We start from the raw sequence: 25,846 nt of genomic DNA on the forward strand, positions 1-25,846 counted from the left end.
CCAGATTCGGAGGCTGGATCGCCCCAGCCCCTTCCGCGATCAGATGGTGAAACCCTCCAGACCTCTCCAGGCGGATATGCGCGACGACGGGCGGACGCATGCCTTCATGGCCAGCACCATCGCGCTTGGCCGCGCCGGGGGCCCTCGCCACGCCGCTTTCGAAAGCCGACCGCCCGGTCAACGCCGGATCGAGGTTTCGGGCGAGAGGGCGAACTGATCTCCTCCAGTTCTGGCGCCGGCACGCAGCTGGAACTGCCCAATTTCGAGCGTTCGACATGAGTTGGGTGATCTCGGTGCCGACCTCGAACGACGGGTGCCGGCTGCCACTGTCCGCCGGTCCGGCTGCCGGAGCAACCCGCGCCGACCTGGCCGGCTCCGCCGGCCGCGAGCGTGACGCGGCGCGCCCTGCCCCGGCGTCATAGGCGGCGCCGGCGTCACCCCGCCGGACGGTCTGGTGCGGCTCGAGCAGCTGCTTGCCGCGCAGGTGATGGCGGTCCGCTCCCTCGATGCGAACGACCTGGCGGCCCGGAACGACAAGGGAGGGTGGTGACATGCGCATTCTCGTGACCGCCGATCTTCACCTCGCCTTCTGGCTGCAGGCCGGCCGCGATCCGCTCGCGGCCCTTGATGCGGAGTTTCTCGCCTCGCTCGATGCACTGATCGTCGCAGGCGATCTTTCGAACAAGCCCAAGGTGCGCTGGCCGCATATGCTCCGGCACCTGAGTCGCTGTGTCGAGCCAGGCCGGATCCATCTCCGGCCCGGCAACCGCGACTATGACGACCATGCGCTGGACGGCGACGACTCGCTGGCAGCGATCTGCGCCGGGGCCGGGGAGCATTCCTGCAGAAGGCGGAACTCGTCCTCGGCAACCTGCGCTTCCTGTGCTGCACGCTCTGGACAGATTTCGCCCTGCGCGGCGATCTGCGCCTGGGCGATGATGGCGGCGCAGCGTGACGATTGCCGCTATCACATCAGCTAAGGCTACCGCCGACACGGCGCTTGCCCATGCCGATCACCGGACATGGCTGGAAGGGCGCCCTTCCCCGGCCTCACCATCGTCGTCGCCCATCGCTGTCCGCATCCGGGCCTGATCGGCGGGCGGCGCAGCAATCTGGATCCGGTCTATGGCTCGGATATGCTACCGCTCATCGAGCGATATCAGACCGACAAGGTTCCGATCATATCAATGATACAATTACTGCCTCCCAGGGGTCCGTGCGCCGCTATACCGTGGAATATCGCCTCGTGAACTGCAGGGTTTGAAGTGTCATGTGCACTGCCAAGACAATGATAATGGCCGGGTCCATTTCCATGGCACCCATCCACGGTTTTCGGGGCCATGCATCCGGTTACGCTTACGCCGGGCATGCCGGAAATATTGTTCAGGAATGCATTTCCCCCATGCTCCGGTGCCGAGGTGGCTTGGCAAGCACCATGATCGACCTGCAGAAGGTGTTGCTGACGGTCCCGCATTCCCCAAGGCAATCGATCTTCTCGCTTCCATCGCTGGCAATCTTGAAAACACCGGGCGCGACCTCATTCGCCATCGAGATGCCGGGAAGACTGACGGCGATAGCTGTGGCTTTTGCCAAATCACCTCTGATGATCATTTCCCTCTTTCGGCTGGAACTTTCCCTACCAGTTGGAGACACCTCTGGACAGCGGAAACCCGTGGACAGCCATCAGCTTCCACAGCAAGAAAGCAGGAGGAGGATTATCGAAAAACTCTATGAATCGCCATATGCCTGGACGAACATCGCCTCGTTTCACCGGAAAATCAGATCCCAGCACGGCGATGCTCACCGCAGACCAAGCTCGGTTGGGGGGATAATAGCCATCCAGAAGGTCGTTTCGATTCCGAGCATCGCGCCGACAGCGGCAAAGAAGGCAATAAGGCGATGGAAACGGCCTTCCCGCAGCTCGAATTCGTGCTGGCCACGACGGGCAACGTGCAGACCCAGGTCAACAACGTCGAGGATCTGATCGCCCAGCAGATCGACGCGCCAGTGATCCTCCCGCTGGCCGAGCCGGTCAAAGCCGCCAAAGCACGCGGCATCTTCTTTCAGCACCAATGCGACATCTGCTGCGCGTCATCCTCTGATCCGGTCCCAGGATGTCGGGATAGGAATAACCCTAACAGGCTGCTGAAAAATGATTTTGAGAGAGCGACGCAGCGGAAATCGTTCTGGAGCCAGCTGATATCGGCCCGAAAATGGGGTGTTTTCGGCAAAGTTGAGGCGGATTTCCCGGTTCCCCGCCCACGCTGTCCTGTCGCAAGGACTTTTTCAGCAGCCTGCTAAGTTGCCCACAGAGCCGCTCCCCTAGTTCTTGCGCTTCATCTGCAGCCTGGCAGCCTTGGCCGGGTTGCACCGCTCCCGAATTGATCCCCTGGTGACAGATACGCCGCCGCCCGGCGATATCATAAAGGCGTTACGGCGCGCTCTGGTCCAACGGCTGGTCGCGACAGGATGATGCGATGCGCTTGACCGGGATCCTTCCCGGATTGCGGCGAGAAGGATATGGCTGCAACATAAAAAGTGGATGCGCCGAGAATCAGCCAGCGCAGCACCCTGTTCACGGCGGCCGTCGAGCGGATTCCACTTGATTCAGCAGCGGAGAGGTCAATGCGGCTTTCGCAAATCAGGTCGCCGAACATTCCGGCGAGAGGCGCCGATTATCCACAATGACATTCGCCTGAGATCGTTACCGAAACAGCGGCCGGGCTTCATGTCAACTGCAGGCATCCGCGCGCCCAAATCGCCGATATGATAAAGTGGCACTTCACCCTATTTGTCCTCATTCGGTTTGGGGACGGCTCCTTCGGCCACCAGGACCTCATGCGCGGCCTTGAAAGCGTCAAGGCCTGCCGGAATGCCGCAATAGGCGGTGGCGTGCAGCAACGTAGCGCGGATCTCGTCCACGGTGACGCCGTTGTTCAGCGCCCCCCGCACATGCAGCTTGATCTCGGGGGTGCGGCCAAGCGCGGTCAGCATGGCAAGGTTCAGCAGGCTGCGCGTCTTGCGGTCCAGGGTTGGATCGCCCCAAGCCCAGCCCCAGGCCCAAGCCGTGGTCGCCCGCTGGAACGACATCATGAAGTCGTCCGCCCGCTGCATCGAGCCATCGACATAGTCCGCGCCGAGCACCTCGCGCCGGATCGGCAGGCCCTTGTCGAACAATTCCTGGTCTTCGGCCATCGCGATATCCCTTCTCGCTTGATCATTCGCCGGCCTCCTAGCCGACCTGCATCAGGACGACGGGTCCGAAACGCCTTCCACGATCACCACATGCGCCTCGCATGCGCCGTCCCGGCGAGCACGGGCTTCCCGATATTCCGGGGAATGAAAGCAGGCGCGGGCGCGGGTCAGGTCGGGAAACCGGATCACCACATGGTGCTGGAGAGCCGGGCCTTCCAGGGTCTCGGATGCCCCGCCCCGGACCAGAAACTCGGCGCCGAACTTCGCGAAAGCCGCGGGCGCCAGCGCCTGGTATCCGGCATAGGCCTCGGGATCGAGAACGGTCACATGGGCGATCCGATAGGCGCTCATTGCCCCATCCTCTGGTCATCCTTGTTGGCCGCATGCAGCAGCTTGCTTGCGATTTCCGCGGCTTCGGTCAGGTGCTCGCGCACGGCTTCGCCTGCCCGGTCCGGGTCTTGCGCGAAAATGGCCTCGGCAATGCGCTGCATCCGGGCCTGGCCCGATACCTGCCGGTCGGTCGAGGCCAGCGTCAGCGCCCGAAGCCGCGAAATGCGCCCGTTGAGGCGCTGGACGATCTCCCAGGCGATGTGATGCCCGGCGGTGACGAAAATGACCTCGTAGAACCGCGTCGTCGCATCGTAGAGCACCTGGGGATCGTCGGATAGAAAGGCCTCCTTGAGGCGCTGAAGCGCGGCCTGCAGATCGGCACGGGCGGATGTGTCGAGAAGCCTGGCGCAATCCGCCGCCGCCGCCGCCTCCAGCCGGAGACGGATGTCATAGATCTGCCGGGCCTTGTCCCAGTCGAGGGTCGCGACGATCGGCCCTTGCCGGGGCTGGATCTCGACCAGGCCCTCGGCCTCCAGATAGCGGATCGCCTCGCGGATGACGGATCGCGACACGCCCAGTTGATCGACCAGCGTCCGTTCGACGAGCCGGTAACCGGAAGAGAAGCGCCCCGACATGATCGCGGCCCGCAAGCGCTCCACCGCAAGTTCGCGAAGCGTCTGGGGAACGTGCTCGATGCGCAGGCTGGCATGTTGTTCGTTTGTCACGGCGCCAGATTAGCGCGGCTGGAATGCCAAGACAATGTCTTATTGACATATGGCATGTTGGTATACCACCTTCCGGTCATCGAATTGCTCGGGGGACTGCCATGACAGCGGAAATCCGCAAGACCTTGCTGAATATCGAGACCACGCTGATCGAAGGCGGCCGCACCGCGCCGCAGCCTTTGAAGCTGATCACTGCCGCCGCCGTGCTGAAGAATCCCTGGGCGGGGCGCGGCTATGTCGACGACCTCAAGCCGGAAATCCACGCCGTCGCCCCGATCCTGGGCGAATTGCTGACGAATATGGCGATCGAGGCCGCCGGCGGCGGCGACAAGGTCGAAGCCTAGGGCAAGGCCGCGGTGGTCAGCCTCGATGGCGAGGTCGAGCATGCCAGCGCGCTGATCCATACCCTGCGCTTCGGCAACCAATACCGCAGCGCGGTGGGTGCGAAGTCCTACCTGGCCTTCACCAACACCCGCGGCCCGGCGCACGCCCCGATCATGATCCCGCTGATGGACAAGAACGACGAAGGCCGCCGCTCGCACTATCTGGCGATCCAGTTCGCGATCCCGGATGCCCCGGCCGCCGACGAGATCGTCGTCGTGCTCGGCGCCTCGGTCGGCGGGCGCCCGCATCACCGTATCGGAGACGCCATCAGGACCTGAAGGATCTGGGTCATGATGTCTCGAACCCTGCCGCTGTCTGACGGCGCCTCCGTCCGGCTGATCGAGGCCGGGCGCGGCGATCCGCTGCTGCTGATCCACGGCGTCGGCATGCGGGCCGAGGCCTGGGAGCCGCAGATGGCCGCCTTGTCGGCGCATCACCATGTCATTGCCGTCGACATGCCGGGGCATGGCGCCTCGACCCCGCTGCCGGCGGATGCACGCCTGCCCGATTTCGTCGCCTGGGCGGCGCGACTGGTCGAGGCGCTGGACCTGGGTCCGGTCAATCTGGCCGGCCACTCCATAGGCGCGCTGGTCGCGGCGGGCCTGGCGGTCGAGCGTCCCGACCTGGTCCGGCGGCTGGCATTGCTCAACGCGGTCCATCGCCGCTCGCCCGAAGCTCGCGCCGCCGTCCTGGCCCGCGCCGACGAGATCGCGCGCCGATCCGCGCTGGCTGCAGGCCGCCTTCACCTCGGCCAAAATCGCCGCCATCGTCATGGTGCTGTCCGTCGCCATCGGCCTGCTGGCCTCGCTGGCGCTGGTGCGCGGCCGGTTCCGCGGGCGGGCGGTGCTGCGCGGCTTCTTCCTGACCCCGATGGTGCTGCCGGTGGTCATCATCGCGGCGCGCTTTACGCCGCCTTCCTGCGGCTGGGGCTGAACGGCACGCTGGTGGGCTTTTTCATCGCGCATCTGATCGTCGCCCTGCCCTTCGCGATCATCACCATCTCGGGCGCGCTGGAAACCTTCGCCCCCTCCATCGAGGATGCCGCGATCCTCTGCGGCGCCAGCCCGTGGGAGGCGCGCTTCCGCGTCACCCTGCCGGCCATCAGCCACGGCCTGTTCTCGGCCGCCATCTTCTCGTTCCTGATCTCCTGGGACGAGGTGGTGCTGGCGATCTTCATGGCCTCGCCCAAGCTGCCGACCCTGCCGGTCAAGGTCTGGACCACGCTGTGCCAGGACCTGACGCCGGTGATCGCCGCCGCCTCGACCCTCCTCGTCCTTCTGACCGTGGTCCTGATGATCGCGGCCGCCCTGATCCGCAAAGGCAAATCCCGATGACCAGCCCCTACCTGCACATCAACGGCATTCGCAAGACCTTCGGAGACGTCGTTGCCACCGACCATGTCGAGCTGGAAATCGGCGAAGGCGAGTTCATGACCTTCCTCGGCCCCTCGGGCTCGGGCAAGTCGACGACGCTTTACATCCTGGCCGGTTTCCAGGATCCGACAGCGGGCGACATCAGGCTGCGCGGCAAGTCCATCCTGCGAACGCCCTCGCACAAGCGCAACATCGGCATGGTCTTTCAGCGCTACACGTTGTTCCCGCATCTTTCGGTGGGCGAGAACGTGGCCTTTCCCCTGCGCGTGCGCCGCGCGCCGCAAGCCGAGATCGCCGCCAAGGTGAAACGCGCCCTGTCGCTGGTGCGCCTGGACGGGTTCGAGGACCGCATGCCCGCCAACATGTCCGGCGGCCAGCAGCAGCGCGTCGCCCTGGCTCGTGCGCTGGTCTACGATCCGCCGGTCCCGTTGATGGACGAGCCCTTGTCCGCGCTGGACAAGAAGCTGCGCGAGGAAATCCAGTATGAGATCCGCCGTATCCACCAGCAGACCGGCGTGACCGCCCTCTACGTCACCCACGACCAGGAAGAGGCGCTGCGCCTGTCCGACCGGATCGCCGTCTTCAACCGCGGCAGGATCGAGCGGGTCGGCCCCGGACCCGAGCTTTATGCCAGCCCCGCCACGCATTTCGTGGCCGATTTCATCGGCGACAGCGCCTTCCTGGCCGGAGAGTTGGCCGAGGTGAAGGACGGCCGGGCCACGCTGCGTTTCACCGATGGCACGGTGCTGGCCGATGTGCCGATGCACGGCACGGGCGCGCGGGGCGGCAAGGCCGAACTGATGCTGCACCCCGAACGGATCGACCTGTCTGACACGATGGGCCCGCCGGGCGCCTCGCTGCCCGTCACGGTGGAGGACGTGACTTTCCTGGGCAACAACAGCGCCGTCACCGCCCGCACCGGCTGGGGCGACCCGCTTTATATCCGGCTGAACTTCGGCCATCCGATGATGGGCAGCGTCTCGCGTGGGGACAAGCTGCATGTGCGCTGGCAACCGCAGGATGCCCATGCCTTCAGCAAAGAATGACGCCCGAGATCGGAATTCCCTCCAACCCGCCGGCTTGCAACACGCGCCGGCTCGCAGCGGAAACCGCGATGCTTGACCTGAACGATCCCTCGCTGCTGACCGGCAGCGCCCTCATCAACGGCTCATATGTGCCGGGCGACCGGGTGTTCACCGTGACGAATCCCGCAACCGGCACGGAACTGGCGCAGGTGGCCGATCTGGGCGTTGCCGCGCTTCGCCAGGCCATCGACGCCGCCCATGCCGCGCAAAAGCCCTGGGCCGCGCGCACCGACAAGGACCGCGCCACGATCCTGCGCCGCTGGCACGACCTGATCATGGCCAACCCGGAGGATCTCGCCCGCATCCTGACCGCCGAGATGGGCAAGCCCCTGGCCGAGGCACGGGGCGAGATCGCCTATGGCGCATCCTATGTCGAATGGTTCGCCGAAGAGGCCAAGCGCGTCTATGGCGACACCATTCCCGGCCATATGCCGGACAAGCGCATCATCGTGCTGAAGCAGCCGTGGGCGTCGTCGGCGCGATTACGCCCTGGAACTTTCCGAACGCCATGCTGGCGCGCAAGATCGCGCCCGCTTTGGCTGCGGGCTGCACCATGATCGCCCGGCCCTCGGAACTGACGCCGCTGTCGGCCCTTGTGCTTGGCGTGCTGGCCGAACGCGCCGGCATTCCGGCGGGGGTCCTGAACATCATTCCCGGCCTCGACGCCGCCGGCATGGGGGCCGAGCTTTGCGCCAGCCCGAAGGTCGCGAAGATCACCTTCACCGGCTCGACCCGCGTGGGCAAGATCCTGATGCGGCAGGGCGCGGATACGATCAAGAAGCTGTCGCTGGAACTGGGCGGCAACGCGCCGTTCATTGTCTTCGACGACGCCGACCTGGACGCGGCGGTCGAGGGCGCCATGGCCGCCAAGTTCCGCAATGCCGGCCAGACCTGCGTCTGCGCCAATCGCATCTATGTGCAGTCGGGGGTGCATGACTCCTTCGTCGAAAAGCTGGCTGCCAAGGTCGCGGCCCTGGCGGTCGGCGACGGTCGGGCCGAGGGCATCGCGATCGGTCCGCTCATCAACGACGCGGCGCTGGCCAAGGTGGAGGACCATATCGCCGACGCCCGCAGCCATGGCGCGACCATCGCCACCGGCGGCACACGGCATGCGCGTGGCGGCACGTTCTTCCAGCCAACCGTGCTGTCGGGCATGACCCCATCTCGGGGACCAGCCCCATCTGGCCGACGATGCCCGCATTGTTGAAGGCGCCGTCCAGCGCACCGAATTCCTGCAGCGCAAGGCCGGCCAGCACATCGGCATAGCCTTCATCCCTGACGTCGCCGGCCAGAACGTGGGCTCGGCCGCCGTCCCGGTTGATCGAGGCCGCAAGGGTTTCCAGTTCCGCCGCCCGCGCGCGGCCAGCGCCAGGTTGGCACCCTCGGCGGCAAACAGCGTGGCTGCGGCTGCGCCGATCCCGCTGCTGGCGCCGGTGACGATGATCGTCTTGCTCGTCAGTTCCATGATCCGTTCTCCTGAATAGTGGACCATGGTTGTCTAGCCGCGGGGCCGCCCTGGCGGCTTCCCGTCCCTTGCCCTCGAAAGGCGGCGGCTCATAGCCTGCGGGCGATGTCCGCCGCGATCCGCTGAAGCGCGGCATCACCCGGATGCGGAAGCTCGCGATAGGTCACTTTCTCCTCCGGGATGTATCGCCTGGAGGTGATGTCGTCCTTCTCGACCAGCGGCACCAGATGGGCATGGGCATGGACGACATCGCCGCCGGTGAAGGCGAAAGCGACCCGCTCGACATCGAACAGCGCCTTCAGGATCCTGGCGAGCCTCTGCGCCAGCCTCATGATGTCGGTGGCAATGTCCGGCGGCAGCTCATCGAAGGTTTCATAGTGCTCAATGGGGATGATCTGCAGATGTCCCGGCCGGATCGGCCCGATATCCACGAGGCGACCAGCCGTTCGTCGCGGAAGACCTCATGCGCCAGCCCCCGGTTGCGGGCGACCCGGCAGAGCAGGCAGGACATCGCGTTCACCCCTTCCCAAAGCCCGCGCTTTTACCCGGTCATGTCGCGTCGTGGAAGATGATCCCCAGCGTGTGGCGCCGGCCGCTTCGGACGGTGCTGACGCCGTGGCGCATGTTCACGCGGTAATCGCCCCGGTTGCCGCGCACCGGGCGGTGATGCACCGCGAAGGCGACGGCGTCGCCCTGGCGCAGCGGCACGACCTCGGCCCGGCTCTGCATCCGGGGGCGCTGTTCGGTCAGCACGAATTCGCCGCCGGTGAAGTCGCCCCCGGGCTCGGACAGCAGGAAGGCCACCTGCAGGGGAAAGGCCAGCTCGCCGTAAAGATCCTGGTGCAGGCAGTTGAAATCGCCCGGCCCGTATTGCAGCAAGAGTGGCGTCGGACGGGTCTGGCCGGCCGCATGGCACTGCTGCAGGAAGGTGTCCAGCGTGCCGGGATAGCGGGTGCCGATCCCCATGCGCGCGTTCCAGCCATTCGCCACCGCCGCCAGATGCGGATAAAGCCCCGCGCGCAACTCCGCCACCAGATCCGGCAGCGGATAGCCGAAATAGCGGTATTCGCCCTGGCCGAAACCGTGCCGGGCCATGTGGATATGGCTGCGGAAATGGCCCTCCTGCGGATAGAGCGCCGCCAGCGCGCGGCATTCGGCCGCGGTCAGCAGACCGGGCAGGACCGCGCTGCCATGCCGATCCAGCTCTGCCCCGAAACTCGCCCAATCCCGTGCCGCCAGCCGGTCCTGCAAGGTCGCGGGGGCGCTCATGCCTGCGCCTCTTTCTCCAGCAGCGCACGCTTGCGCGGGACGCCCCAACGATAGCCCGAGAGGCCGCCGTCGGTCCGCACCACGCGGTGACAGGGGATGGCGACGGCGATGTGGTTCGCGGCGCAGGCCCCGGCCACCGCGCGCACCGCCCGCGGCGCGCCGATGCGGCGGGCGATCTCGGCATAGCTGGCGGTCCGGCCCGCCGGTATATCGCGCAGCGCCTGCCAGACGCGGGTCTGGAAAGCCGTCCCGCGAATGTCCAGCGGCAGGTCCAGGCCGATCCCCGGCGCCTCGACGAAGCCGACCACCTTCGCGACCAGCGCCGCGAAATCCGCGTCGTCGCCCGTCAGCCGGGCCTGCGGAAAGCGGTCCTGCAATTCGCGCACCAGCGCATCGGGATCGTCGCCCAAGCTGATCGCGCAGATGCCCCGGCCGCTTTGCGCCACCAGGATCGCGCCAAGCGAGCATTGCCCCACCGCGAAACGGATATCGGCATCCCGGCCGCCCTGCCGGTAGGCCGAGGGGGCCATGCCGAGCATCCGCGGCGACTGTTCGTAAAAGCGGCTGCTGGCGTTGAACCCGGCGGCATAGATCGCGTCGGTGACGCTGGCGGCCTCGGGCAGTTCCGCGCGCACGCGCCCCGCCCGATGCGCCCCCGCATAGGCCCGCGGCGTCAGCCCGGTGATCGCCTTGAACTGGCGGTGGAAATGATGCGGGCTCATCCCGACCTTCTTGGCCAGATCGTCCAGCCGCGGCACCTCGTCCGCCCGTTCGATGATCCGGCAGGCCTCGGCGACGATGGCGGCATTCGCCTGCGCAGACGACGGGCCGCGGGGATTGCAGCGCAGGCAGGCGCGGAAGCCCGCGGCCTCGGCCTGGTCGGGCGTGTCGAAGAAGGACACGTTCTGCGGCTTCGCCTTGCGCGAGGGGCAGGAGGGGCGGCAATAGACGCCCGAGGTCCGCACCGCATAGACGAAGGCGCCGTCGCAGGCCGGATCGCGGGCAAGAACGCCTTGCCAGCGCGGATCGCGTTCGGTTTCGGTTTCAGTCGTCATCGCCAGTTCCATCGCTCGGCTCCTTCCATCACATATGTCGCGATGATAGGCGCCGCCAGCATCCCGCCGCTTCCCGCCCCTTGCTTTCAAATCCGCGACCGGGCGCCGACGGTCCCGGCACGGCTACCCCCCGGCGACGGGGTGCGCCCCCGCCCCGCCCGGCTGCGAGAGGATGTCCGTAGCACGATGATCGTCCCCGACCCCGTCGATCAGGATCACATCCCCTTGGGAATTGCGGGTGCGCAGCGGCAGGATCGCCCGATAGGCCGGCGAGGCATACCAGGCGCGGGCAGCCACGCGGTCGGGAAAGCCGATGACGATCAGATCCCCCGGCCAGGCGCCCTCCAGTTGTTCCTTGTCGCCGCCATGGATCAGGAACCTGCCTCCGAACGGCGCGAGCGTGGCGTCGATGGCTTCGAGATAGGCAACGATATCGGGGCCCATCTCGACCTGATGCAGACGGGCAACGGCGTAGCTGGTCATGAGTAGATCTCCTTCTCCGATGTGATCGGTTGAGTGCCGGCCGATGGCGTGGCGCACCAAACCCCGGCCCGGCTGGAAAGCCGGCAACCGCCGCCCGGCCGATGAATGGTCCAACGACCGCTCGACAGGATCGGGCCCGTCGCCGGCGGGAAGATGGCGGTCGTCTGCGCCGCCTTCATGGGGGACGGGCGGAATGCCCGGACTCGATACCTATTTTCCGCCGGATTTCCCGGTCCAGGCCTTCCAGGCCGAGCCGATGGCGAGGCCCAGTGCCAGCCCGATGCCGACGCCAATCCCGATATTGTCCATCGCGCTGCCCACACCGGCGCCAATCCCCAGGCCCAGCGCGATCCCGATAGCGATTTTCCTGTTGCGCATCACCGCTCCTTTCCCAGGCCGATGGGTGCGGGCTCCACCCTGGCTTTCAGTGCCGCGTTCATCCTGTCGAAATCGCCGGCGAAGCGCTTCACGTCGATGAACCACAGCAGCACGCCGTGGAAGTTTTCGCCATGGACCAGCCGGGTGCCGCCCTGGCACCGGTCGAGGATGAAGTAATGCTCGCCGTCGAAGACGCGCGGCAGGAACAGGCGGCCAAGCCAGCGCAGCTCCCTTGCCGGCGCGACCTTCAGCACGACCGGCCTGAAGGTCATCTCGCTGCCGGTTTCCGGGCGCATCCTGTTGACGAGCGTTGCGCCCTCGGCCAGCTCGCCTTCCATCGACAGGATGAAGGGATTCCAGTCGCGATGGCTGCCCGGATCGCCCAGCAGCGCCCAGACCTGCGCGGGCGTGGCGTTGATCTCGACCTCCGTGATCACCTCCTGCCGCGGCGCGAACAGGAACGCCGCCGCCAGCAGGGCGGCCACCAAGGCGGCGGCGAGCAGGATGGTCATGGCGTTCCTCCGCATTGGCGCTGTCCGTGGACAAGACATAGGCCGCGCAGCGCAGAACGAAAATTGACGAATGGCGTAGGGAAGATATACAAAATCGTATGTCTGGTCGTGTCGATAGCTGGGATCATTGGCGCAGCTTTCTTGCCGTGGTCGAGGAAGGCAGCCTGTCGGGGGCGGCCAGGGCCCTGCGGCTGACCCAGCCGACGGTAGGCCGTCACATCGACGCGCTCGAGGATGGGATCGGGGCAAGGCTCTTCACCCGGTCGCGCGGCGGCCTCGATCCGACCCAACTGGCGCTGTCGCTGGTGCCGCAGGCCAGGGACATGGCCGTGATCGCGGATGACCTGGTCCGCACCGCCTCGGGCGAGCGGGACGAGGCGCGCGGCACCGTCCGGCTGGCGGCGATCGATATCGTCGGAACCTTCGTGCTGCCGCCGATGCTGGCCGACTTCCGCGATCGCCATCCGGGGATCGACATCGAATTGGCGCTGTCGACCCGCAACGAGAACCTTCTGCGCCGCGAGGCCGACATCGCGGTGCGCATGGTGCGCCCCGAACAGCAGGCCATCGTCGCGCGCCATGTCGGGCTCATCCGGGTCGGCCTGTTCGCCCATCGCCGCTATGTCGTCGCCCACGGCCTGCCCGAGACGGTCGAGGCGCTGTTCTCTCACCCGCTGATCGGCATCGACCAGGAAGAGGGCCTTGTCGCCGGCATATCCTTCGGCGGCCACCCGCTCACGCGCGAGAGCTTCGCCTTTCGCTGCGACAGCGCCGTGGCCCAGCTGATGGCCGTGAAGGCCGGCTTCGGCATCGGCGCCTGCCACCTTGGGCTTGCGGCCGATGAGCCGGATCTGGTGCGCGTGCTGCCGGACGTGGTGGAGTTCGGCTATGAGATGTGGGTCGCCATGCACGAAGACCTGCGCGACACGCGCCGGATGCGGCTGCTGTTCGACCACCTGGTCGAAAACCTCGCCGCCTATGCGGCAATGCAATAGCTTCGACAGGCATGAGCCGTTCAGGGCGCCCCCGGTGCAGGCCGGTCAGGGCCGGAGAACACAAGTGCCCCCGGACGCCATCGCCCCGCCGAATGCGATTACACGGTGGCTGCGGGCGCGAAGAATGCGCTGGATCATGCTGGACGGGCGGAAGCCCCGCGGGCTTGGGCCATACCGTTCCTGCTGATCGTTCCCGGTATCCTTCCGGGGCCTCCGCGGGACCAACCTGGTCCCGGCCCCGTCGCGGTCCTTGCCGATGCGGTCGGGCTAACAGGTCGCTGAAAAAGACCGTCCGACAGGGCGGCGAGGGTCGGAAACTGGGAAATCCGCCTCAAATCGACCGAGAGCACCCCATTTTTCAGGCTTATCTTCGCCGAAGAGAGAACAATTTCTGCGGCGCCACTCTCTCAAAATCCTTTTTCAGCAGCCTGCTAAGGGCCGGCAGCCTTCGCGTGGTAGTTTCGGCCGCAGGCAAGGGAGTAGACGATGGGAATTTCGAACGACGCAGGCAGGTAGGCCGCGACAGCTTGCGAAACTGTCGCGGCGTGCCGCCCGGTCTGATCGTCCCCGGCTGGCAGGACGCCGCTGATCCTCGTTCATGCGGAGTTTCCTTCATGCCTACGGAACGCGACGCTTGCCCTGCCATCCGGCTTTCGTCCCTGTTTCTTGCATCGCTGGTGCTGCTCACCGACGAATACGTCATCGCCGGCATCCTGCCCGAACTGGCCCGCGATCTGGCCGTCAGCGAGGGCCTGGCCGGCCAATTGGTCACCGTCTTTTCGGGGACGGTTGCAATCGCCGCACCCGGCACAAGCCCCTGATCCTGGCGGCCATGCTGATCTTCGCCTGTGCCAATTTGCTGGCGGCATTCGCCTCGTCCTTCGGCCTGTCGATGACGATACGGGTCGTGGCGGCGCTTCGTGCGGCAGCAACCACGCCATCGCTTTTCGCAATCGCCGCCTCGATGGCGCCGGTCGGAAAGGCCGGGCGCTACATCGCCGTCATCAGCCTTGGGCCGCGCAGCAGGCGATGGCGCTGAACACCAGCTTCACCTATCTCGGCGTCGCCCTCAGGGGAATGCTTGGCGGTGTTGTCCTCGACCTGGCAGGGGTCGGCTTTCTCGCGCCGATTTCCCTGGTCCTCGCCACCCTGGCTGTGGGCGTGCTGCACATGTCCCGCAAAAGCGAGCAGCGCGAAGACCTCTGCCTTCAGGCCGGCCGAACGGTCGATAGGGTCTGCCTGCCGATCCCGACCTCGCCCTTCGAGATCGCAAGGTAGCGCAATGGCTGATTTCTTCGCCTTTGCGAATGCCCCGGCCTGCCGCCGGTAGCACCTAAAATCGTTTGCGCATAGACAAAGACAGGCAGGCTTGGGCGGCTGACGGCAACCGAAGCTCGCAATGAACGAAGGGACAGGCCATGAAGACGATCCTTGTTGCGGTTGATCCTCAGCACGATGCCGACCGGGTGCTTGCCCGCGCCGCCCAGCTGTCCGAACAGCACAAGGCAGCCGTGGTCGTCATGCACGTGCTCGACGATATGGGCGTCATGGAACCCGAAATGCGTGCCGCGGCAGGGCGGCATGCCCGTGCGACGCTCGAGACACTCATCGACGCCCCGCGCTTTGCGGGGGCGCCGACCCTGAGGGTCGAGTTCGGAATACCGCATCGCTGCGTGACAAAGGCAGCGCATGAGCTGTCGGCCGACATCGTCGTGATCGGACCAGGGCAGCCCTCGACCCTGCTCCAGCGCGTGTTCGGCTCGACCGCGGATCGCATTGTGCGTACGGCATCAGTTCCGGTGCTTGTTGTCCGCGGCGAGCATGCGCGGCGATATGGCAGCGTCGCCGCCGCCATGGATTTCTCGCCCTTGTCGGAGGCAGCTCTGGAAGCGGTCCGGGGGCTGGCGCCGGATGCACGGATCACCCTTGTTCACGCCTATGAAGCGCCTCTTCCCTTCGAGCAGGCGATGCTGCGGGCCGGCACCCTGCCAGACGATGCCGAACATTTTCGGCGGTCCAGGATGAACGATTGTCGCCGGCAACTGCTGGACCTGGCGCGATCCCATGGCCGCGAAGAGAACGTCCTGGTTCTACAGGGGGCTCCCGGTACCGCACTTGTGGAATTGTCCCAAGGCGGGCGCGTGGACCTTGTCGCCATGGGAACGCAAGGGCGAAACGCGACCGCAGAGGTCTTGCTGGGAAGCGTCGCCAGGCGGCTGCTTTCGGAGGCGGGTTGCGATGTGCTGGTCGTTGGACCAGCGCGCGTATAGGACAGTGGCCGCACCTGCCGGCAGAGCCCGCATAGCCGGGTCGAACGCTCGCTTCCTGGCAGCGGCGGACAGGACGACATGGTCTCTGGCGCGAAACGATGGGGAAGATCGGCGGGCGGCCCGCAAATCTGGACCTTTTGGCAGAATTGCGCCATGGTCGCCTTCTTCCGGGCGCTGCGTCGGAAGCCGGGACGCATCGCCGGCACAAGGTGGCTCGGTCATGCCCGCAGCGCGACACGCGACCCAGCAAAGGACGACCCGGACCATTGACCTGCACGCCTCAAGCCGCCTCTCTCCAGTTCCGTCCGACGGAGGGAGAGCGTTATCCCGCCTTCAAGCGCCACATCCCCGAGCGGCTGTTCTATGTGCTGCCCGCGCTGATGTGGCTGGCGCTGGCGATCCGCTATCGCAGCCTGACGCTTCCCAGCGCCGCCAACCCGGCGATGGAGGCGGGCGGGCTGTGGGGGGAAAGCAAGTCGCAGGGGCTGGACCTGTTCGGGCCGCAGGGGCGGACCCGGCTGGCGGGTTTCGTTCGCCTTCGTCGTGAGGCGGCGGACATCGCCCCCCTCGACCGCGCGCTGACCGCCATGGCCGGGGCGGGGCTGGACTTTCCGGTCGTGGCAAAGCCCGACCGCGGCTATCAGGGCTGGGGCGTCAGGCTGATCCGGCAGGCCGAGGATCTGGCGGATTACCTGGCGGTGCATCCTCCGGGCACCACCATCCTGCTGCAGGAACTGGTCGATCTGCCCGGCGAGGCGGGGATCTTCTACCTGCGCCACCCCGGCCAGGCGCGGGGCCGCATCGTCTCGATGGCCTTCGTCTATCCGCCGCATGTGGTCGGCGACGGACGCAGCAGCGTGGCCCGGCTGGTTCAGGCCGACAAGATCCTGTGTCCGAACAGCGCCATCTATCGCGACCGGCATCCCGAAAGCTGGGAGACGGTGCCCATGCCGGGTGCCGCCCATATCCTGACCAATGCGCGCAGCGCCCGGCTTGGCGCGGTCTATCGCGACGCGCAGTCCTTCGTCACGCCGGAGCTGGAAGCGGTGATCGACGAGATCTCGCGCGAGATCCCGGATTTCCATTTCGGCCGCTTCGACGTCCGCTTTCGCAGCGCCGAGGAACTGGCCGCGGCCCGCAGTTTCAGGATATTGGAGCTGAACGGCGCCGGGGCCGAGATGCTGCACATCTGGTCCGGCGGCCGCACGCTGCGACAGGCATATCGCGCGTTGTGGCAGCAGTATCGCTGGCTTTTCGCCATCGGCGATGCCATGCGGCGGCGCGGGGCGCGGGTGGTGGGCCTGCGCGGCATGATCCGGCTGCAGCGCCAGCAGGAGGCGCTGCGGCGGATCTATCCCCCAAGCTCGTGAACGCCCCTTGCGCAGCTTCGCGCCGGGCGGGACAGTGCCATTGATCGGCGCGGCCAATCCGGCCCGGCGCAAAGGAGCCCTGCATGATCCCCGACCTGCCCCTCTGCCAGCCCCCCGGCGAAACCATCGTGGTTCCCGCGCCGGAACAGTCGCTGGCCGAAGAGGCGCTTGGCTTCGTGCTTGAACCGTTCCAGCCGCTGCGCGAACAGTTCTCGGCCATCACCGGCCTCGGGCTGGAGCCGGACGAGGCATGGCCCGAGGAACAAGGCCGCACGGTCCGGCAAATGCGGCTGGCGCGCAAGGACGGGCAGGCATACCTGGGCTATCTGGCGGCCGGCCAGCCCGGCGGGCGGCGGGTGATCTTCCTGCATGGCAGTCCCGGCACCGCCGAGGAATGGGACAGGTTCCTGCTGGATGTCCCCGCCGGGCAGTATCACATGGCCGTCGACCGCCCCGGTTTCGGCGCAAGCGGCGAAGAGCCCGAGACCGCGCTGGCCGGTCAGGCCGCCGCCGTAGCCCCGCTGCTGACCGCCGGCACGCGGCCTGCGGTTCTTGTCGGCTATTCCTATGGCGGTCCGGTCGCCTTGCGGCTTGCCGCCGATTATCCCGACCGGGTGGCGGGCGTCTTGTTGATCGGCGCCGCCGCCGATCCGCAGCTGGAGGAAACCCACCCGCTGCAGCAGCTGGCCGCGCTGGATTTCTTCGCCCGGCTTTTGCCCGCCGAGCTGGCCAATGCCAATGCGGAGCTGATGAACCTGCAGCCGGGACTTCAGGATCTGGCCGCCGATCTGGGGCGCATCACCGCACCCGTCACCATCGTTCAGGGCCTGGCCGATACCCTGGTGCCGCCGGAGAACGTGCCCTTCCTGCAAGCGCATCTGCCCGAGAGCCCCGGCCCGCGGGTGATCCTGGTCGAAGAGGCCGACCATTTCCTGCCCTGGACCCATCCCGAGCTGCTGCGCGCGGCGTTGGATTGCGTGATCGGCGACGAAGAGGCGCCGCCTCAGCCGCCCGAGCCGTCCCCCTCGTCCTTGCTCGATGCGAAATAATAGACCGTGAACCGATGGCTCAGCCAGACCGCAGCGATGACCAGCGCCGCCACGACCAGCCAGGCCCAGTTGCCCAGCAGGTCGAACAGGACGAGGTTGAGACCGAACGCCCCGAAGAACAGCGCCACCGTGTAGACCGCCGCAACCACGCCGTTCACGATGGCGAACCGGCGAAAATCGACACGCAGGAAGCCGCTGGCCATGAAGATCGGCGGCAGCAGCCGCGCCAGCAGCGCCGCCGGCCAGACCCCGCGATCCAGCAGGTGCCGCCCCCGCTCCAGCATCTTCCCGTCGATCCAGCGGCGGACAAGCGGGCTGCTTCCGGCCAGCGCGCCGATCCCGTAAAGCGCCCAGTCGCTGACGATATTCCCTGTCACCAGCGCCACCAGAGCCAGCGTGGTGCCGATCTCTCCGGCGGCGGCCAGCGCCGCACCGGCGACGATCGCCCCTTCCTCCATGACGAAATTCGCAAGAAACAGCAGCACGGCCAATATCAGCGGATTGCCCAGATACTGTTCGATAAGGGCCTCCACCGGGCGGATCCTCCTGGGGCATGGGGCATGATGGGTCTAGCTAATGGCACCCGCCTGCCTCCGCAAGCCGGGCACCGGACAAAGCTTCATCGCAGGCGTGACCCACGCGCGCCTGTCCAGCACCGGCCGGAGAAATGCGCTATTCGCCGAGCGAGAGGCGGCGGCCCGCCGGCGATCCACCTTTCTTGAAATACGGCTCTGGCCATGGGGAAGGGCCAGGACAAAGCTGCGGCAGGAAGCCCGCCAGAGCCAGCTTGCGACCGCCGGCCGCCGGTTGCTGCGGTCCCGCGGGGAAAGCCCTACGCTGGCATGGATCGCTGCGCCTGCCCGAAACCGATCCGCGTCGCCGGGGCCGAGCGGCCGCGCCTCGACGCATGACGGCACCCTGCGGGGAACCGTTGCTCTTGCCTGACGTTGGACCATCTCCGGCGGCGCTGGTCGGCGTGCCAGTGCCCACCCACCTTCATGGCAGGCGAGGAACGATGGCACCGAATCCCGACAGGACTGAACAAGGCAATGCCGGCGAAACGCAGCAGCGCGGCGGCGAGACCCTGACCACCAACCACGGCATCCCGTTTTCCGACAACCAGAACAGCCTGCGCGCGGGCCATCGCGGCCCGACGCTGCTGGAAGATTTCCTTCTGCGCGAGAAGATCTTCCATTTCGACCATGAGCGCATCCCCGAGCGCATCGTCCATGCCCGCGGCTCGGCCGCGCATGGCCATTTCGAATGCACCGACCCGATCCCCGAGCTGACGCGCGCCAGCCTCTTTGCCAAGAAGGGCAAGAAGACCCCGGTCTTCGTGCGCTTTTCCACCGTCGCGGGCGGGGCGGGCTCGGTCGATACGCCCCGCGACGTGCGCGGTTTCGCGGTCAAGTTCTATACCGACGACGGGAACTGGGATCTGGTCGGCAACAACATCCCGGTCTTCTTTATCCAGGACGCGATCAAGTTTCCCGACCTCGTGCATTCGGTCAAGATGGAGGCCGACCGGGGCTATCCCCAGGCCGCCTCGGCCCATGACACGTTCTGGGATTTCGTCTCGCTGATGCCCGAAAGCCTGCATACGGTGATCTGGGCCATGTCCGACCGCGCCATCCCGCGCAGCTATCGCATGATGCAGGGCTTCGGCGTCCATAGCTTCAAGCTGGTGAACGACCAGGGCGAGACCCGTTTCGTCAAGTTCCACTGGCGCCCGCGGCTGGGCATGCAATCGCTGGTCTGGGACGAAAGCGCCAAGATGCAGGGCGCGGACAATGACTATCACCGCCGCGACCTCTACGAGGCGATTGCGGCGGGCGACCATCCCGAATGGGACCTGGGCCTGCAGATCTTCGACCAGGAACTGGCCGACAGCCTGCCCTGGGACGTGCTGGACGCGACCAAGATCATCCCCGAGGAGATCGTGCCGCTGCGGATGGTCGGCCGCCTGGTGCTGGACCGCAATCCCGACAATTTCTTCGCCGAGACCGAGCAGGTCGCCTTCCTGCCCTCCAACATCGTGCCGGGGATCGAGTTTTCCGACGACCCGCTGCTGCAGGGGCGGCTGTTTTCCTATCTCGACACGCAGAAATCGCGGCTGGGCACGACCAATTTCCACCAGATCCCGGTGAATGCGCCGAAATGCCCCTTTGCCAACATGATGCGCGACGGGATGATGCAGACCCAGGTGCCGAAGGGCCGCGCCAATTACGAGCCGAACAGCCTGGACCAGGCAGGCGAAGACCCCGGCCCCCGCGCCAGCGCCGAAGGTTTCGCCACCGCGCCGCAAGAGGTTTCCGGCCCCAAGCTGCGCATCCGGGCCGAAAGCTTCGGCGATCACTACAGCCAGCCGCGCCTGTTCTGGCGCTCGCAGACCGCGAACGAACAGGCGCATATCGCCTCGGCCTTCGTCTTTGAACTCTCCAAGGTGGGGCTCGGCCATGTGCGCAGCCGCGTCGTCAGCCATCTGCGCAATATCGACGAGGATCTGGCCAAGCGCGTGGCGGCGGGCCTCGCGATCGAGCTGCCCGAGGCGGCAAAGCCGTTCCGCGACCCGATCGATATCGCGCCTTCGGACGCGCTGTCGATCCAGAAGAACTGGCAGCCGACGCTCAAGGGGCGCAAGGTCGGCATCCTGTTCGCCGAAGGCTCGGACAAGGCGGAGCTCGACGCGCTGGTGGCGGCGGTCGAAAAGGCCGGCGGCACGCCCTTCACCATCGCTCCCAAGGTCGGCGGCATCGCGCTGGCGGGCGGCGAGGCCAAGGCCGACGGCCAGCTTGCCGGCTCGCCCTCGGTGCTGTTCGACGCGGTGGCGCTGGTCCTGACCGAGGAGGCGGCGCAAAAGCTGGCGCGGGACGGCGCGGCGGTCGGCTTCGTCATGGACGCCTTTGCCCATCTCAAGGCCATCGGCCATACGCCGGGCGCGCAGCCGCTGCTGGACCGCGCGGGGATCGAGCCGGACGAGGGCGTCACCGATCTTTCCGCCCTGCCCCAGGCGGCTGCCCGCCGCTATTGGGACCGCGAGCCCAAGGTCCGCGACCTGGCCTGACCCTCGGCCCGCCCCGCAACGGGTGGGCCTTTCCATCTTTCGGCAGATGCCATGCCCGCGCAGGGCGCCAAGTCCCGCGAGGACGATCTGCGCACCGGAATGCCCTTCCGGGTCACGGCCGCAAAGCCCCTACCCCGCGGCTGACCCGCGACCGCCTCGACGTCATCGGGCGCACGCATCACGGGCTGGGGCCGAGGCGGGTTAGGGAAATCCGTCCTGATCCAGGACCGCCGCCCGCCGATGCGCGGCTCGTCGTCTCGACCGCGATGATCCCGCCCCAGTTCGGCGTGCGGACCGACAGGTCAGCGCTGCGGATGCACCTATCGACAGCAACCGACGACAAAGCGGACACGAGGCTTCAATCCGCCCATCTCCTGTCGCAGGAAGACCCGCGCCCGCAGCCGCGGTCCCGAAGCGGTTTCGAGCATCGGATTTCCTGCCGCCCGCGCGCGGATGCGATGTCCGAGCCCGCCACCGGATATGGCGCGACCGTGAGTGCGAAGGTCTGCAATAGCATTTCCAGGGCGATGAAGCCCAGTTGCACCGCCTTGCGCGCGCCTGGCAGGCTGCTGAAAAAGGATTTTGAGAGGGCGACGCAGCGGAAATCGTTCTGGATCCAGCTAATATCGGCCCGAAATGGGGTGTTTTCGGCAAATTTGAGGCGGACTTCCCGGTTCCCCGCCCGCGCTGTCCTGTCGCAAGGACTTTTTCAGCAGCCTGCTAGCAGGACGCGCGCCGAGACCGACCTGCAATGCCCCGAAAGGTGGAGCAGGCGCGCCATCCCCTCGGCATCCGGCCGATCCGTCCTGATCGGCCTGGCCTGCAGTTCCTGCGCCATGATGCTGCGGCCCCCAGACCACAGGTGCGCAGGCTGCGCCCCGATCTCCGCCTCGCGATCCTTGCGGCGCTGCGTGCCGCTGCGATGGGTGATCGCCAGCAGGACCGACGGTTCCCTGAGCCGCAGCCGATGCCAGCTGCCCGCCGGCACCACCTGGCCCGTCCTCGGCGTCAGTTCCACCGTGCGCATGCCGCTGGCATCCTCGATATCCAGCTCCAGCCTGCCGGAGCAGAGGATCAGCAACTCATCGCCACCGGGATGCATCTCCCAGGAGTCCGGGTGAACGTCCTCGGGGCGTTCGGCAGGGAAGACGGCGAGCGTCCTGCCCTCCGCCGGCCGGTCGCCGGAGGCCAGCGACACCGGGCGGATCCGCGGTCCGTCCTCGAGATGCAGGTGAAAGCGGCTCAGGTCGAGCCCGGAATTCGTATCGGTCATGGCGTTTCTTCCTTTCCGGCCGCGATGTCCTGCGGCCTTGCTTGCATCGATGCCTGGAATATGTGACGAATCCCACACCGCGGAAGGGCCGCCACGGGGACGCCTTGCACGATTGGGCGCTGGCTCCCCGCCGTGGGGCGGCCAGGGGTGCCGGAGGAACGTCAGGCTGATCTGCGCCGCTGCCTTCGTGGTCGAGATCGGCGATAGGTGTCGTCTGCGAACCGGCGCCAATTGTGGCCTATCTTGCGTGGGCGCCTTCGAAACGCTCCATCGGAGACGGCAGGATCACGCGCACCGGCAATGCCCGGATCAGGAGCGTGCTGGCAAAGAGCGCCTGCGCCCACCGCTCTCCGGCCCAGGTCGGGACGAAGAAATACGGCGAGGCACGCCATAGGCCGGAGGAGGTGCCCCAGATCGCCGGAAAGGCGCAATCGCGACCGACGAAGCGCTGCCCGGCGTTGATCGCATGCGGCAACCGGAAGACACCCTCGCAACGAAGGTGATCGCATGAGGAGTCGCGGCATTCACCCAGGCGATCACGCGATTGACCCCATCGGTCCGCGATCCTGCGCCGGGCAAACCGCCCCGATATCCGCTCCTCCCTCTTCGTTGCTGTCGCGACCGTCTCAGTGCAGGGTCAGCCCGCCGGTGGGGCTGAGCACGGCGCCCGTCAGGTAATCCGCATCGCTCGAGGCCAGGAAGGCCACGACATTGCCGATATCCGCAGGCGCCGCCACCCCCAGCGGGCTGCGTTGGATGACGCGCTGATACTGCTTGCGGTGATGTTCCGAGACAGCGCCTTCGCGCTCGAACGCCGCCTCCCAGGAGGGCGAGTTGCGCACCAGCGTGACGCAGACGCAGTTCACCCGGATCTTCTCGGGCGCGAGTTCCCTGGAGAGCAGTTTACTGACCTGGATCAGCCCGGCCGAGAAGGCCGAGATGCCGGTCTGGCCTGGGGTCGGCACCCGGCCACCCTCGGAAGTAACAAAGACCACCGATCCGCCGCCGCGCTGACGCAGAGCGGGGATCGCGGCCTGCACCACCCGCAGCTTGCCCAGCAGGGCGCGGCCGACGAAGCCCGCCACCTGCTCGAGGTCGATGCCTGGGAACGGCCCCCGCACCTCGGGCGAGCGTGCCTCGTCATCGCTGCCGCCGGCGTTCGGCACCACGATGTCGAGTCCGCCGAAGGTCTGCACGGCGGTTTCCACCGCCGCTTCCATGTCGGCCTTGTCCCGCACATCGCCGGGCGCGAAGACCGCCTTGGCCCCCAACGCTTCGATCTCGGCAATGGCCGCCGCGGCCTTCTCGGCGCTGCGGCCGTTGATCACCACATGGGCGCCGCGCCCGGCCAGTGCCATCGCCACACCGCGGCCGATGCCGCCCGTTCCGCCGGTGACCAGCGCCACCTTTCCATCCAGATCCGCCATATCGCTCCTCATTCCATCCTGTTCAGTAGTAGCCCGGCCTGCCGCAGCCCGGCCAGTTCGTCGTTCGTCACGCCCCAACCCCGCAGCGCCCGGCGGCGCCGGCCGGTCGCGGAACCATCCTGGCGTGCGGCTGAAGCGCGGCGCAACCCCGGACTGCAACACGCCCTCGCGCGCGGCCAGCGTGGCGCGGGCGCGCAGATGCAGATGCGCGGCGGTCTCCTCGATCGAGAGCACCGGGGTGATGCGGGCCTCGGCCGCACCCGCAGGGCGGCCCATTCGGTGCGGCGGCAGAAGCCGGCGGCGAACTGTTCCCGCAACACCTGCCGCATGGCGCGGGTCTTCAGCTTGGTGATGTTCAGCCCGGCATCGGGTTCGGTGATGCCGAAACAGGCCATGGCCCTGCCCTGGATCATCGGCAGCAACATGCGCTGGCGTTGCTTCTCGGTGCCGAACAGAACGATGGGCGCGAGGCAGAGGATGTCGAGATGAATGGCCGAGGCCGCCTGCACCGCACCGCCCGATTCTGTCATGGCCCGCAGGAAGATCGCCGCCTCGGAGATGCCGAGGCCGGCGCCGCCATAGGCCTCGGGCGAGGGCACGCGCACCGCCTTCTCCATCGCCGCCCCGTTGGCGCGCAGCTTGAGCCCGGCGACATCGCCGAGCCCGGCCACCTGCTTTCCGGTGGTCATCACCGTATAGGGGCGCAGCGACGAGACGAACAGCACATGGATGCCCGGGGGCTTGTATTCCTGTTCGTTCAGCAGCCCGCCTTCCTGCGCCAGGTCCCAGAACCGCGCCATCGCCTCGCAAGAGGTCTTGTAGGCTGATCTTTCCCGATGGCCGCTCCCTGGTGCTGGAACGCTCGCCGGGCACCGATGCGCAGGACTTTACCGGGCTCGAGGACGGCGTCGATTACCGCTGTGCGGAAATGTCCAAGGCTGCCGGTCTCTCGACCGTTCTCGCCATCGGCACCGAGATCGGCAGCAAGGACGACGATCCCCTGGTCCGCGCCACCCGCGAGCGCGCCGACGGGATCATCACCGATGCCGGCCAGCAGATCGTCGAGCGCCGGTTGCAGATCGCGCCGACCCTGACCATCCGGCAGGGCTTTCCGGTCGGGATTCCGGTGACGCGGGATTTGGTCCTGGAACCACAGGGAGGTTGATCATGGTAAAGCTGAAGCTCGGACCCGTTGCCGATGACAAGCCGATGAAACTGGCCATCGAACTGTCCGCGGCGCCGTTTCTCGATCTTGTCGCTTACGGGCAGATCCTTGGGCGTGAATCCGGAAGGACGCCCGTCGTCGCACCGATGCCGGAGCGCCTCGTCATCACGGATCGGGGGTATGCAAAGGCGAGGCGAGACAGGCGGACCGGCTCATCGCAAGGCTATCAGGCCATTTTCTGGTCCGCGATTTCCGGCCTTCCGGCGTGCCATTTTAAGGAGCCGCCGTGCGACCGGGTTCGCGTGGGGTTGAGAGCATACCGCGCTGAACCTGACCGGCTCCTGGAGTTCCGCCAGGGGGATGGACCCGACGCCCTCGCGTCTCTGCTGGGCCGCCGAAGACAGCAGCAATGCCACGCAGAAGCCGTCGGACACCATGTCGAGAAGGCTTTCCCGGCCGACGGACTGTATCCACATGCGACGATCACCCCCTCTGCCTGAGAGCTTCCCCTGGAAGTAGACGTCGAGTTCGGCGCCTCTCGACGGGACAAGGAACACCTCGCTGGCAATGACTTCCCAACGCGGGGTTTCCCGGTCGCGCAGCCGATGGCCTTTGGGCGATGCGCAGAGCGCCTGCTCGCTCCACTATCCGGCCGTCTTGCAAGCCGAGACCTCCACGACATTCGGCAGGAAGGCACGGATCTCTTCCAAATGATCGATATGCAGAAAATACTGGGTCTGAACCCACGAATTCAGCACCGAGGCATGGATTCCGAGGCCTGGCCAATGTCGGGGTTCAGGCTGTTGGTTGGGTCCAGCTGCCGATGGAAGCCGGCCCGTTCCAGCTTGGCGCGAGGGAGATGGCCGACGTTATGCTCGGCTGGGGATCCAAACCTCGGTCGCCGCGCCGGCATGGCAACGATGAAGGCCGCACCTCTCATCGCCTCAACCACGGGTCAGGGTCCAGGTCGGCAGCAGGA

General features: G+C 66.8%; 30 protein-coding genes and 4 pseudogenes. 15 read left to right on the plus strand and 19 right to left on the minus strand.

What is annotated here, in order from left to right; all coding sequences use genetic code 11:
• Positions 1 to 551 precede the first annotated feature (551 nt).
• Positions 552 to 980, plus strand: a complete 429-nt coding sequence (locus KF941_RS17675; protein ID WP_214274075.1) for a metallophosphoesterase — start codon at positions 552 to 554, stop codon at positions 978 to 980.
• A 403-nt stretch (positions 981 to 1,383) separates the two neighbouring features.
• On the opposite strand, the gene KF941_RS17680 is transcribed toward KF941_RS17675, so the two are convergent.
• From KF941_RS17680 to KF941_RS17705, 6 genes are all read right to left on the minus strand, one after another.
• Complete coding sequence (locus tag KF941_RS17680; RefSeq protein ID WP_214274076.1) at positions 1,384 to 1,611, minus strand: hypothetical protein; 228 nt, start codon at positions 1,609 to 1,611, stop codon at positions 1,384 to 1,386.
• Between the two features lie 189 nt (positions 1,612 to 1,800).
• On the minus strand, positions 1,801 to 2,073 hold the full coding sequence (locus KF941_RS17685; RefSeq protein ID WP_036752670.1) for a hypothetical protein: 273 nt from the start codon (positions 2,071 to 2,073) through the stop codon (positions 1,801 to 1,803).
• A 347-nt stretch (positions 2,074 to 2,420) separates the two neighbouring features.
• Positions 2,421 to 2,657: a hypothetical protein gene (locus KF941_RS17690; protein WP_214274077.1), complete on the minus strand. Its 237-nt coding sequence runs from the start codon at positions 2,655 to 2,657 to the stop codon at positions 2,421 to 2,423.
• Positions 2,658 to 2,787: 130 nt separating this feature from the next.
• Entirely contained in the window at positions 2,788 to 3,195 is a 408-nt protein-coding gene (locus KF941_RS17695) for a carboxymuconolactone decarboxylase family protein (protein WP_214274078.1), read from the minus strand.
• A 51-nt stretch (positions 3,196 to 3,246) separates the two neighbouring features.
• Entirely contained in the window at positions 3,247 to 3,546 is a 300-nt protein-coding gene (locus KF941_RS17700; protein ID WP_214274079.1) for a DUF1330 domain-containing protein, read from the minus strand.
• Positions 3,543 to 4,250: a GntR family transcriptional regulator gene (locus tag KF941_RS17705; RefSeq protein ID WP_346429010.1), complete on the minus strand. Its 708-nt coding sequence runs from the start codon at positions 4,248 to 4,250 to the stop codon at positions 3,543 to 3,545. Before KF941_RS17705 ends, KF941_RS17700 begins: the two co-directional genes overlap by 4 nt.
• A 101-nt stretch (positions 4,251 to 4,351) precedes the next feature.
• On the opposite strand from KF941_RS17705, the pseudogene KF941_RS17710 reads away from it, so the two are divergent.
• From KF941_RS17710 to KF941_RS17725, 4 genes and pseudogenes are all read left to right on the plus strand, one after another.
• Positions 4,352 to 4,953: pseudogene (locus tag KF941_RS17710) on the plus strand (amino acid synthesis family protein).
• Positions 4,925 to 5,968, plus strand: a complete 1,044-nt coding sequence (locus KF941_RS17715; RefSeq protein ID WP_214274080.1) for an alpha/beta fold hydrolase — start codon at positions 4,925 to 4,927, stop codon at positions 5,966 to 5,968. The pseudogene KF941_RS17710 and the gene KF941_RS17715 overlap by 29 nt, the downstream one beginning before the upstream one ends.
• Positions 5,965 to 7,053 carry an ABC transporter ATP-binding protein gene (locus KF941_RS17720; protein WP_214274081.1) on the plus strand — a complete coding sequence of 363 codons (1,089 nt, stop codon included), beginning with the start codon at positions 5,965 to 5,967 and terminating at the stop codon, positions 7,051 to 7,053. The genes KF941_RS17715 and KF941_RS17720 overlap by 4 nt, the downstream gene beginning before the upstream one ends.
• A 68-nt stretch (positions 7,054 to 7,121) precedes the next feature.
• Positions 7,122 to 8,251 (plus strand): annotated as a pseudogene (locus KF941_RS17725) (NAD-dependent succinate-semialdehyde dehydrogenase); the annotation flags it as partial.
• A gap of 82 nt (positions 8,252 to 8,333) precedes the next feature.
• Here the strand turns inward: KF941_RS17725 and KF941_RS28565 are convergent.
• From KF941_RS28565 to KF941_RS17760, 7 genes and pseudogenes are all read right to left on the minus strand, one after another.
• Positions 8,334 to 8,693 (minus strand): annotated as a pseudogene (locus KF941_RS28565) (hypothetical protein); the annotation flags it as partial.
• Complete coding sequence (locus tag KF941_RS17735) at positions 8,647 to 8,988, minus strand: HIT family protein (protein WP_214274082.1); 342 nt, start codon at positions 8,986 to 8,988, stop codon at positions 8,647 to 8,649. The pseudogene KF941_RS28565 and the gene KF941_RS17735, both read right to left, overlap by 47 nt.
• Before the next feature lie 118 nt (positions 8,989 to 9,106).
• A complete protein-coding gene (locus tag KF941_RS17740; protein ID WP_214274083.1) occupies positions 9,107 to 9,826 on the minus strand; it encodes a 2OG-Fe(II) oxygenase in 720 nt (239 codons plus the stop codon).
• Positions 9,823 to 10,881, minus strand: coding sequence for a bifunctional DNA-binding transcriptional regulator/O6-methylguanine-DNA methyltransferase Ada (gene ada, locus KF941_RS17745; RefSeq protein WP_214274084.1), 1,059 nt, complete (start codon positions 10,879 to 10,881; stop codon positions 9,823 to 9,825). The genes KF941_RS17740 and ada overlap by 4 nt, the downstream gene beginning before the upstream one ends.
• A 123-nt stretch (positions 10,882 to 11,004) precedes the next feature.
• Complete coding sequence (locus KF941_RS17750; protein WP_114536566.1) at positions 11,005 to 11,364, minus strand: DUF1330 domain-containing protein; 360 nt, start codon at positions 11,362 to 11,364, stop codon at positions 11,005 to 11,007.
• A gap of 210 nt (positions 11,365 to 11,574) precedes the next feature.
• Positions 11,575 to 11,742 carry a hypothetical protein gene (locus KF941_RS17755; protein ID WP_166436105.1) on the minus strand — a complete coding sequence of 56 codons (168 nt, stop codon included), beginning with the start codon at positions 11,740 to 11,742 and terminating at the stop codon, positions 11,575 to 11,577.
• On the minus strand, positions 11,742 to 12,254 hold the full coding sequence (locus tag KF941_RS17760; RefSeq protein WP_214274085.1) for an SRPBCC domain-containing protein: 513 nt from the start codon (positions 12,252 to 12,254) through the stop codon (positions 11,742 to 11,744). Before KF941_RS17760 ends, KF941_RS17755 begins: the two co-directional genes overlap by 1 nt.
• A gap of 98 nt (positions 12,255 to 12,352) precedes the next feature.
• Between KF941_RS17760 and KF941_RS17765 the strand changes: the two genes are divergently transcribed.
• The 7 genes from KF941_RS17765 to KF941_RS17795 all read left to right on the plus strand — a co-directional run bounded on the left by KF941_RS17765 (position 12,353) and on the right by KF941_RS17795 (position 17,938).
• Positions 12,353 to 13,249, plus strand: a complete 897-nt coding sequence (locus KF941_RS17765; protein ID WP_116221226.1) for a LysR family transcriptional regulator — start codon at positions 12,353 to 12,355, stop codon at positions 13,247 to 13,249.
• Positions 13,250 to 13,863: 614 nt separating this feature from the next.
• Complete coding sequence (locus tag KF941_RS17770; RefSeq protein ID WP_072463314.1) at positions 13,864 to 14,070, plus strand: MFS transporter; 207 nt, start codon at positions 13,864 to 13,866, stop codon at positions 14,068 to 14,070.
• Between the two features lie 11 nt (positions 14,071 to 14,081).
• Complete coding sequence (locus tag KF941_RS17775; protein WP_214274086.1) at positions 14,082 to 14,288, plus strand: hypothetical protein; 207 nt, start codon at positions 14,082 to 14,084, stop codon at positions 14,286 to 14,288.
• The gene (locus tag KF941_RS17780) at positions 14,279 to 14,527 is read left to right on the plus strand and encodes a hypothetical protein (RefSeq protein WP_214274087.1); all 249 of its coding nucleotides are present in this window, start codon (positions 14,279 to 14,281) and stop codon (positions 14,525 to 14,527) included. Before KF941_RS17775 ends, KF941_RS17780 begins: the two co-directional genes overlap by 10 nt.
• A gap of 140 nt (positions 14,528 to 14,667) precedes the next feature.
• Positions 14,668 to 15,519, plus strand: a complete 852-nt coding sequence (locus KF941_RS17785) for a universal stress protein (protein ID WP_214274088.1) — start codon at positions 14,668 to 14,670, stop codon at positions 15,517 to 15,519.
• A gap of 266 nt (positions 15,520 to 15,785) precedes the next feature.
• Positions 15,786 to 16,889 (plus strand): ATP-grasp domain-containing protein, encoded by a 1,104-nt coding sequence (locus KF941_RS17790; protein ID WP_214274089.1) that lies wholly within the window; start codon positions 15,786 to 15,788, stop codon positions 16,887 to 16,889.
• A gap of 83 nt (positions 16,890 to 16,972) precedes the next feature.
• Complete coding sequence (locus tag KF941_RS17795; RefSeq protein WP_214274090.1) at positions 16,973 to 17,938, plus strand: alpha/beta hydrolase; 966 nt, start codon at positions 16,973 to 16,975, stop codon at positions 17,936 to 17,938.
• Here the strand turns inward: KF941_RS17795 and KF941_RS17800 are convergent.
• On the minus strand, positions 17,893 to 18,471 hold the full coding sequence (locus KF941_RS17800) for a VTT domain-containing protein (RefSeq protein WP_036752694.1): 579 nt from the start codon (positions 18,469 to 18,471) through the stop codon (positions 17,893 to 17,895). The two genes, KF941_RS17795 and KF941_RS17800, sit on opposite strands and share 46 nt — an antisense overlap.
• A 482-nt stretch (positions 18,472 to 18,953) precedes the next feature.
• Here KF941_RS17800 and KF941_RS17805 point away from each other — a divergent pair, with 482 nt between their 5' ends.
• Positions 18,954 to 21,002 (plus strand): catalase, encoded by a 2,049-nt coding sequence (locus KF941_RS17805; protein WP_214274091.1) that lies wholly within the window; start codon positions 18,954 to 18,956, stop codon positions 21,000 to 21,002.
• 709 nt (positions 21,003 to 21,711) lie between these two features.
• Here KF941_RS17805 and KF941_RS17810 read toward each other — a convergent pair.
• The 4 genes from KF941_RS17810 to KF941_RS17825 all read right to left on the minus strand — a co-directional run bounded on the left by KF941_RS17810 (position 21,712) and on the right by KF941_RS17825 (position 24,502).
• On the minus strand, positions 21,712 to 22,275 hold the full coding sequence (locus KF941_RS17810) for a cupin domain-containing protein (RefSeq protein WP_214274092.1): 564 nt from the start codon (positions 22,273 to 22,275) through the stop codon (positions 21,712 to 21,714).
• Between the two features lie 238 nt (positions 22,276 to 22,513).
• Entirely contained in the window at positions 22,514 to 22,750 is a 237-nt protein-coding gene (locus KF941_RS17815; RefSeq protein WP_072463305.1) for a hypothetical protein, read from the minus strand.
• A 151-nt stretch (positions 22,751 to 22,901) separates the two neighbouring features.
• Positions 22,902 to 23,702 carry an SDR family NAD(P)-dependent oxidoreductase gene (locus KF941_RS17820; protein ID WP_036758309.1) on the minus strand — a complete coding sequence of 267 codons (801 nt, stop codon included), beginning with the start codon at positions 23,700 to 23,702 and terminating at the stop codon, positions 22,902 to 22,904.
• 8 nt (positions 23,703 to 23,710) lie between these two features.
• Positions 23,711 to 24,502, minus strand: a complete 792-nt coding sequence (locus tag KF941_RS17825; protein WP_214274093.1) for an acyl-CoA dehydrogenase family protein — start codon at positions 24,500 to 24,502, stop codon at positions 23,711 to 23,713.
• Between the two features lie 20 nt (positions 24,503 to 24,522).
• On the opposite strand from KF941_RS17825, the pseudogene KF941_RS17830 reads away from it, so the two are divergent.
• Together KF941_RS17830 and KF941_RS28570 are read left to right on the plus strand one after the other, a co-directional pair.
• A pseudogene (locus tag KF941_RS17830) lies at positions 24,523 to 24,867 on the plus strand (TrbI/VirB10 family protein); the annotation flags it as partial.
• Between the two features lie 2 nt (positions 24,868 to 24,869).
• Positions 24,870 to 25,367, plus strand: coding sequence for a DUF2274 domain-containing protein (locus KF941_RS28570; protein ID WP_346429011.1), 498 nt, complete (start codon positions 24,870 to 24,872; stop codon positions 25,365 to 25,367).
• A gap of 251 nt (positions 25,368 to 25,618) precedes the next feature.
• Here KF941_RS28570 and KF941_RS28400 read toward each other — a convergent pair whose 3' ends face one another.
• A complete protein-coding gene (locus tag KF941_RS28400) occupies positions 25,619 to 25,807 on the minus strand; it encodes a hypothetical protein (protein WP_214274094.1) in 189 nt (62 codons plus the stop codon).
• Between the last annotated feature and the right edge of the window lie 39 nt (positions 25,808 to 25,846).

It is taken from the genome of Paracoccus sp. pheM1, from assembly GCF_018499825.1.
GTDB lineage: Bacteria > Pseudomonadota > Alphaproteobacteria > Rhodobacterales > Rhodobacteraceae > Paracoccus > Paracoccus versutus.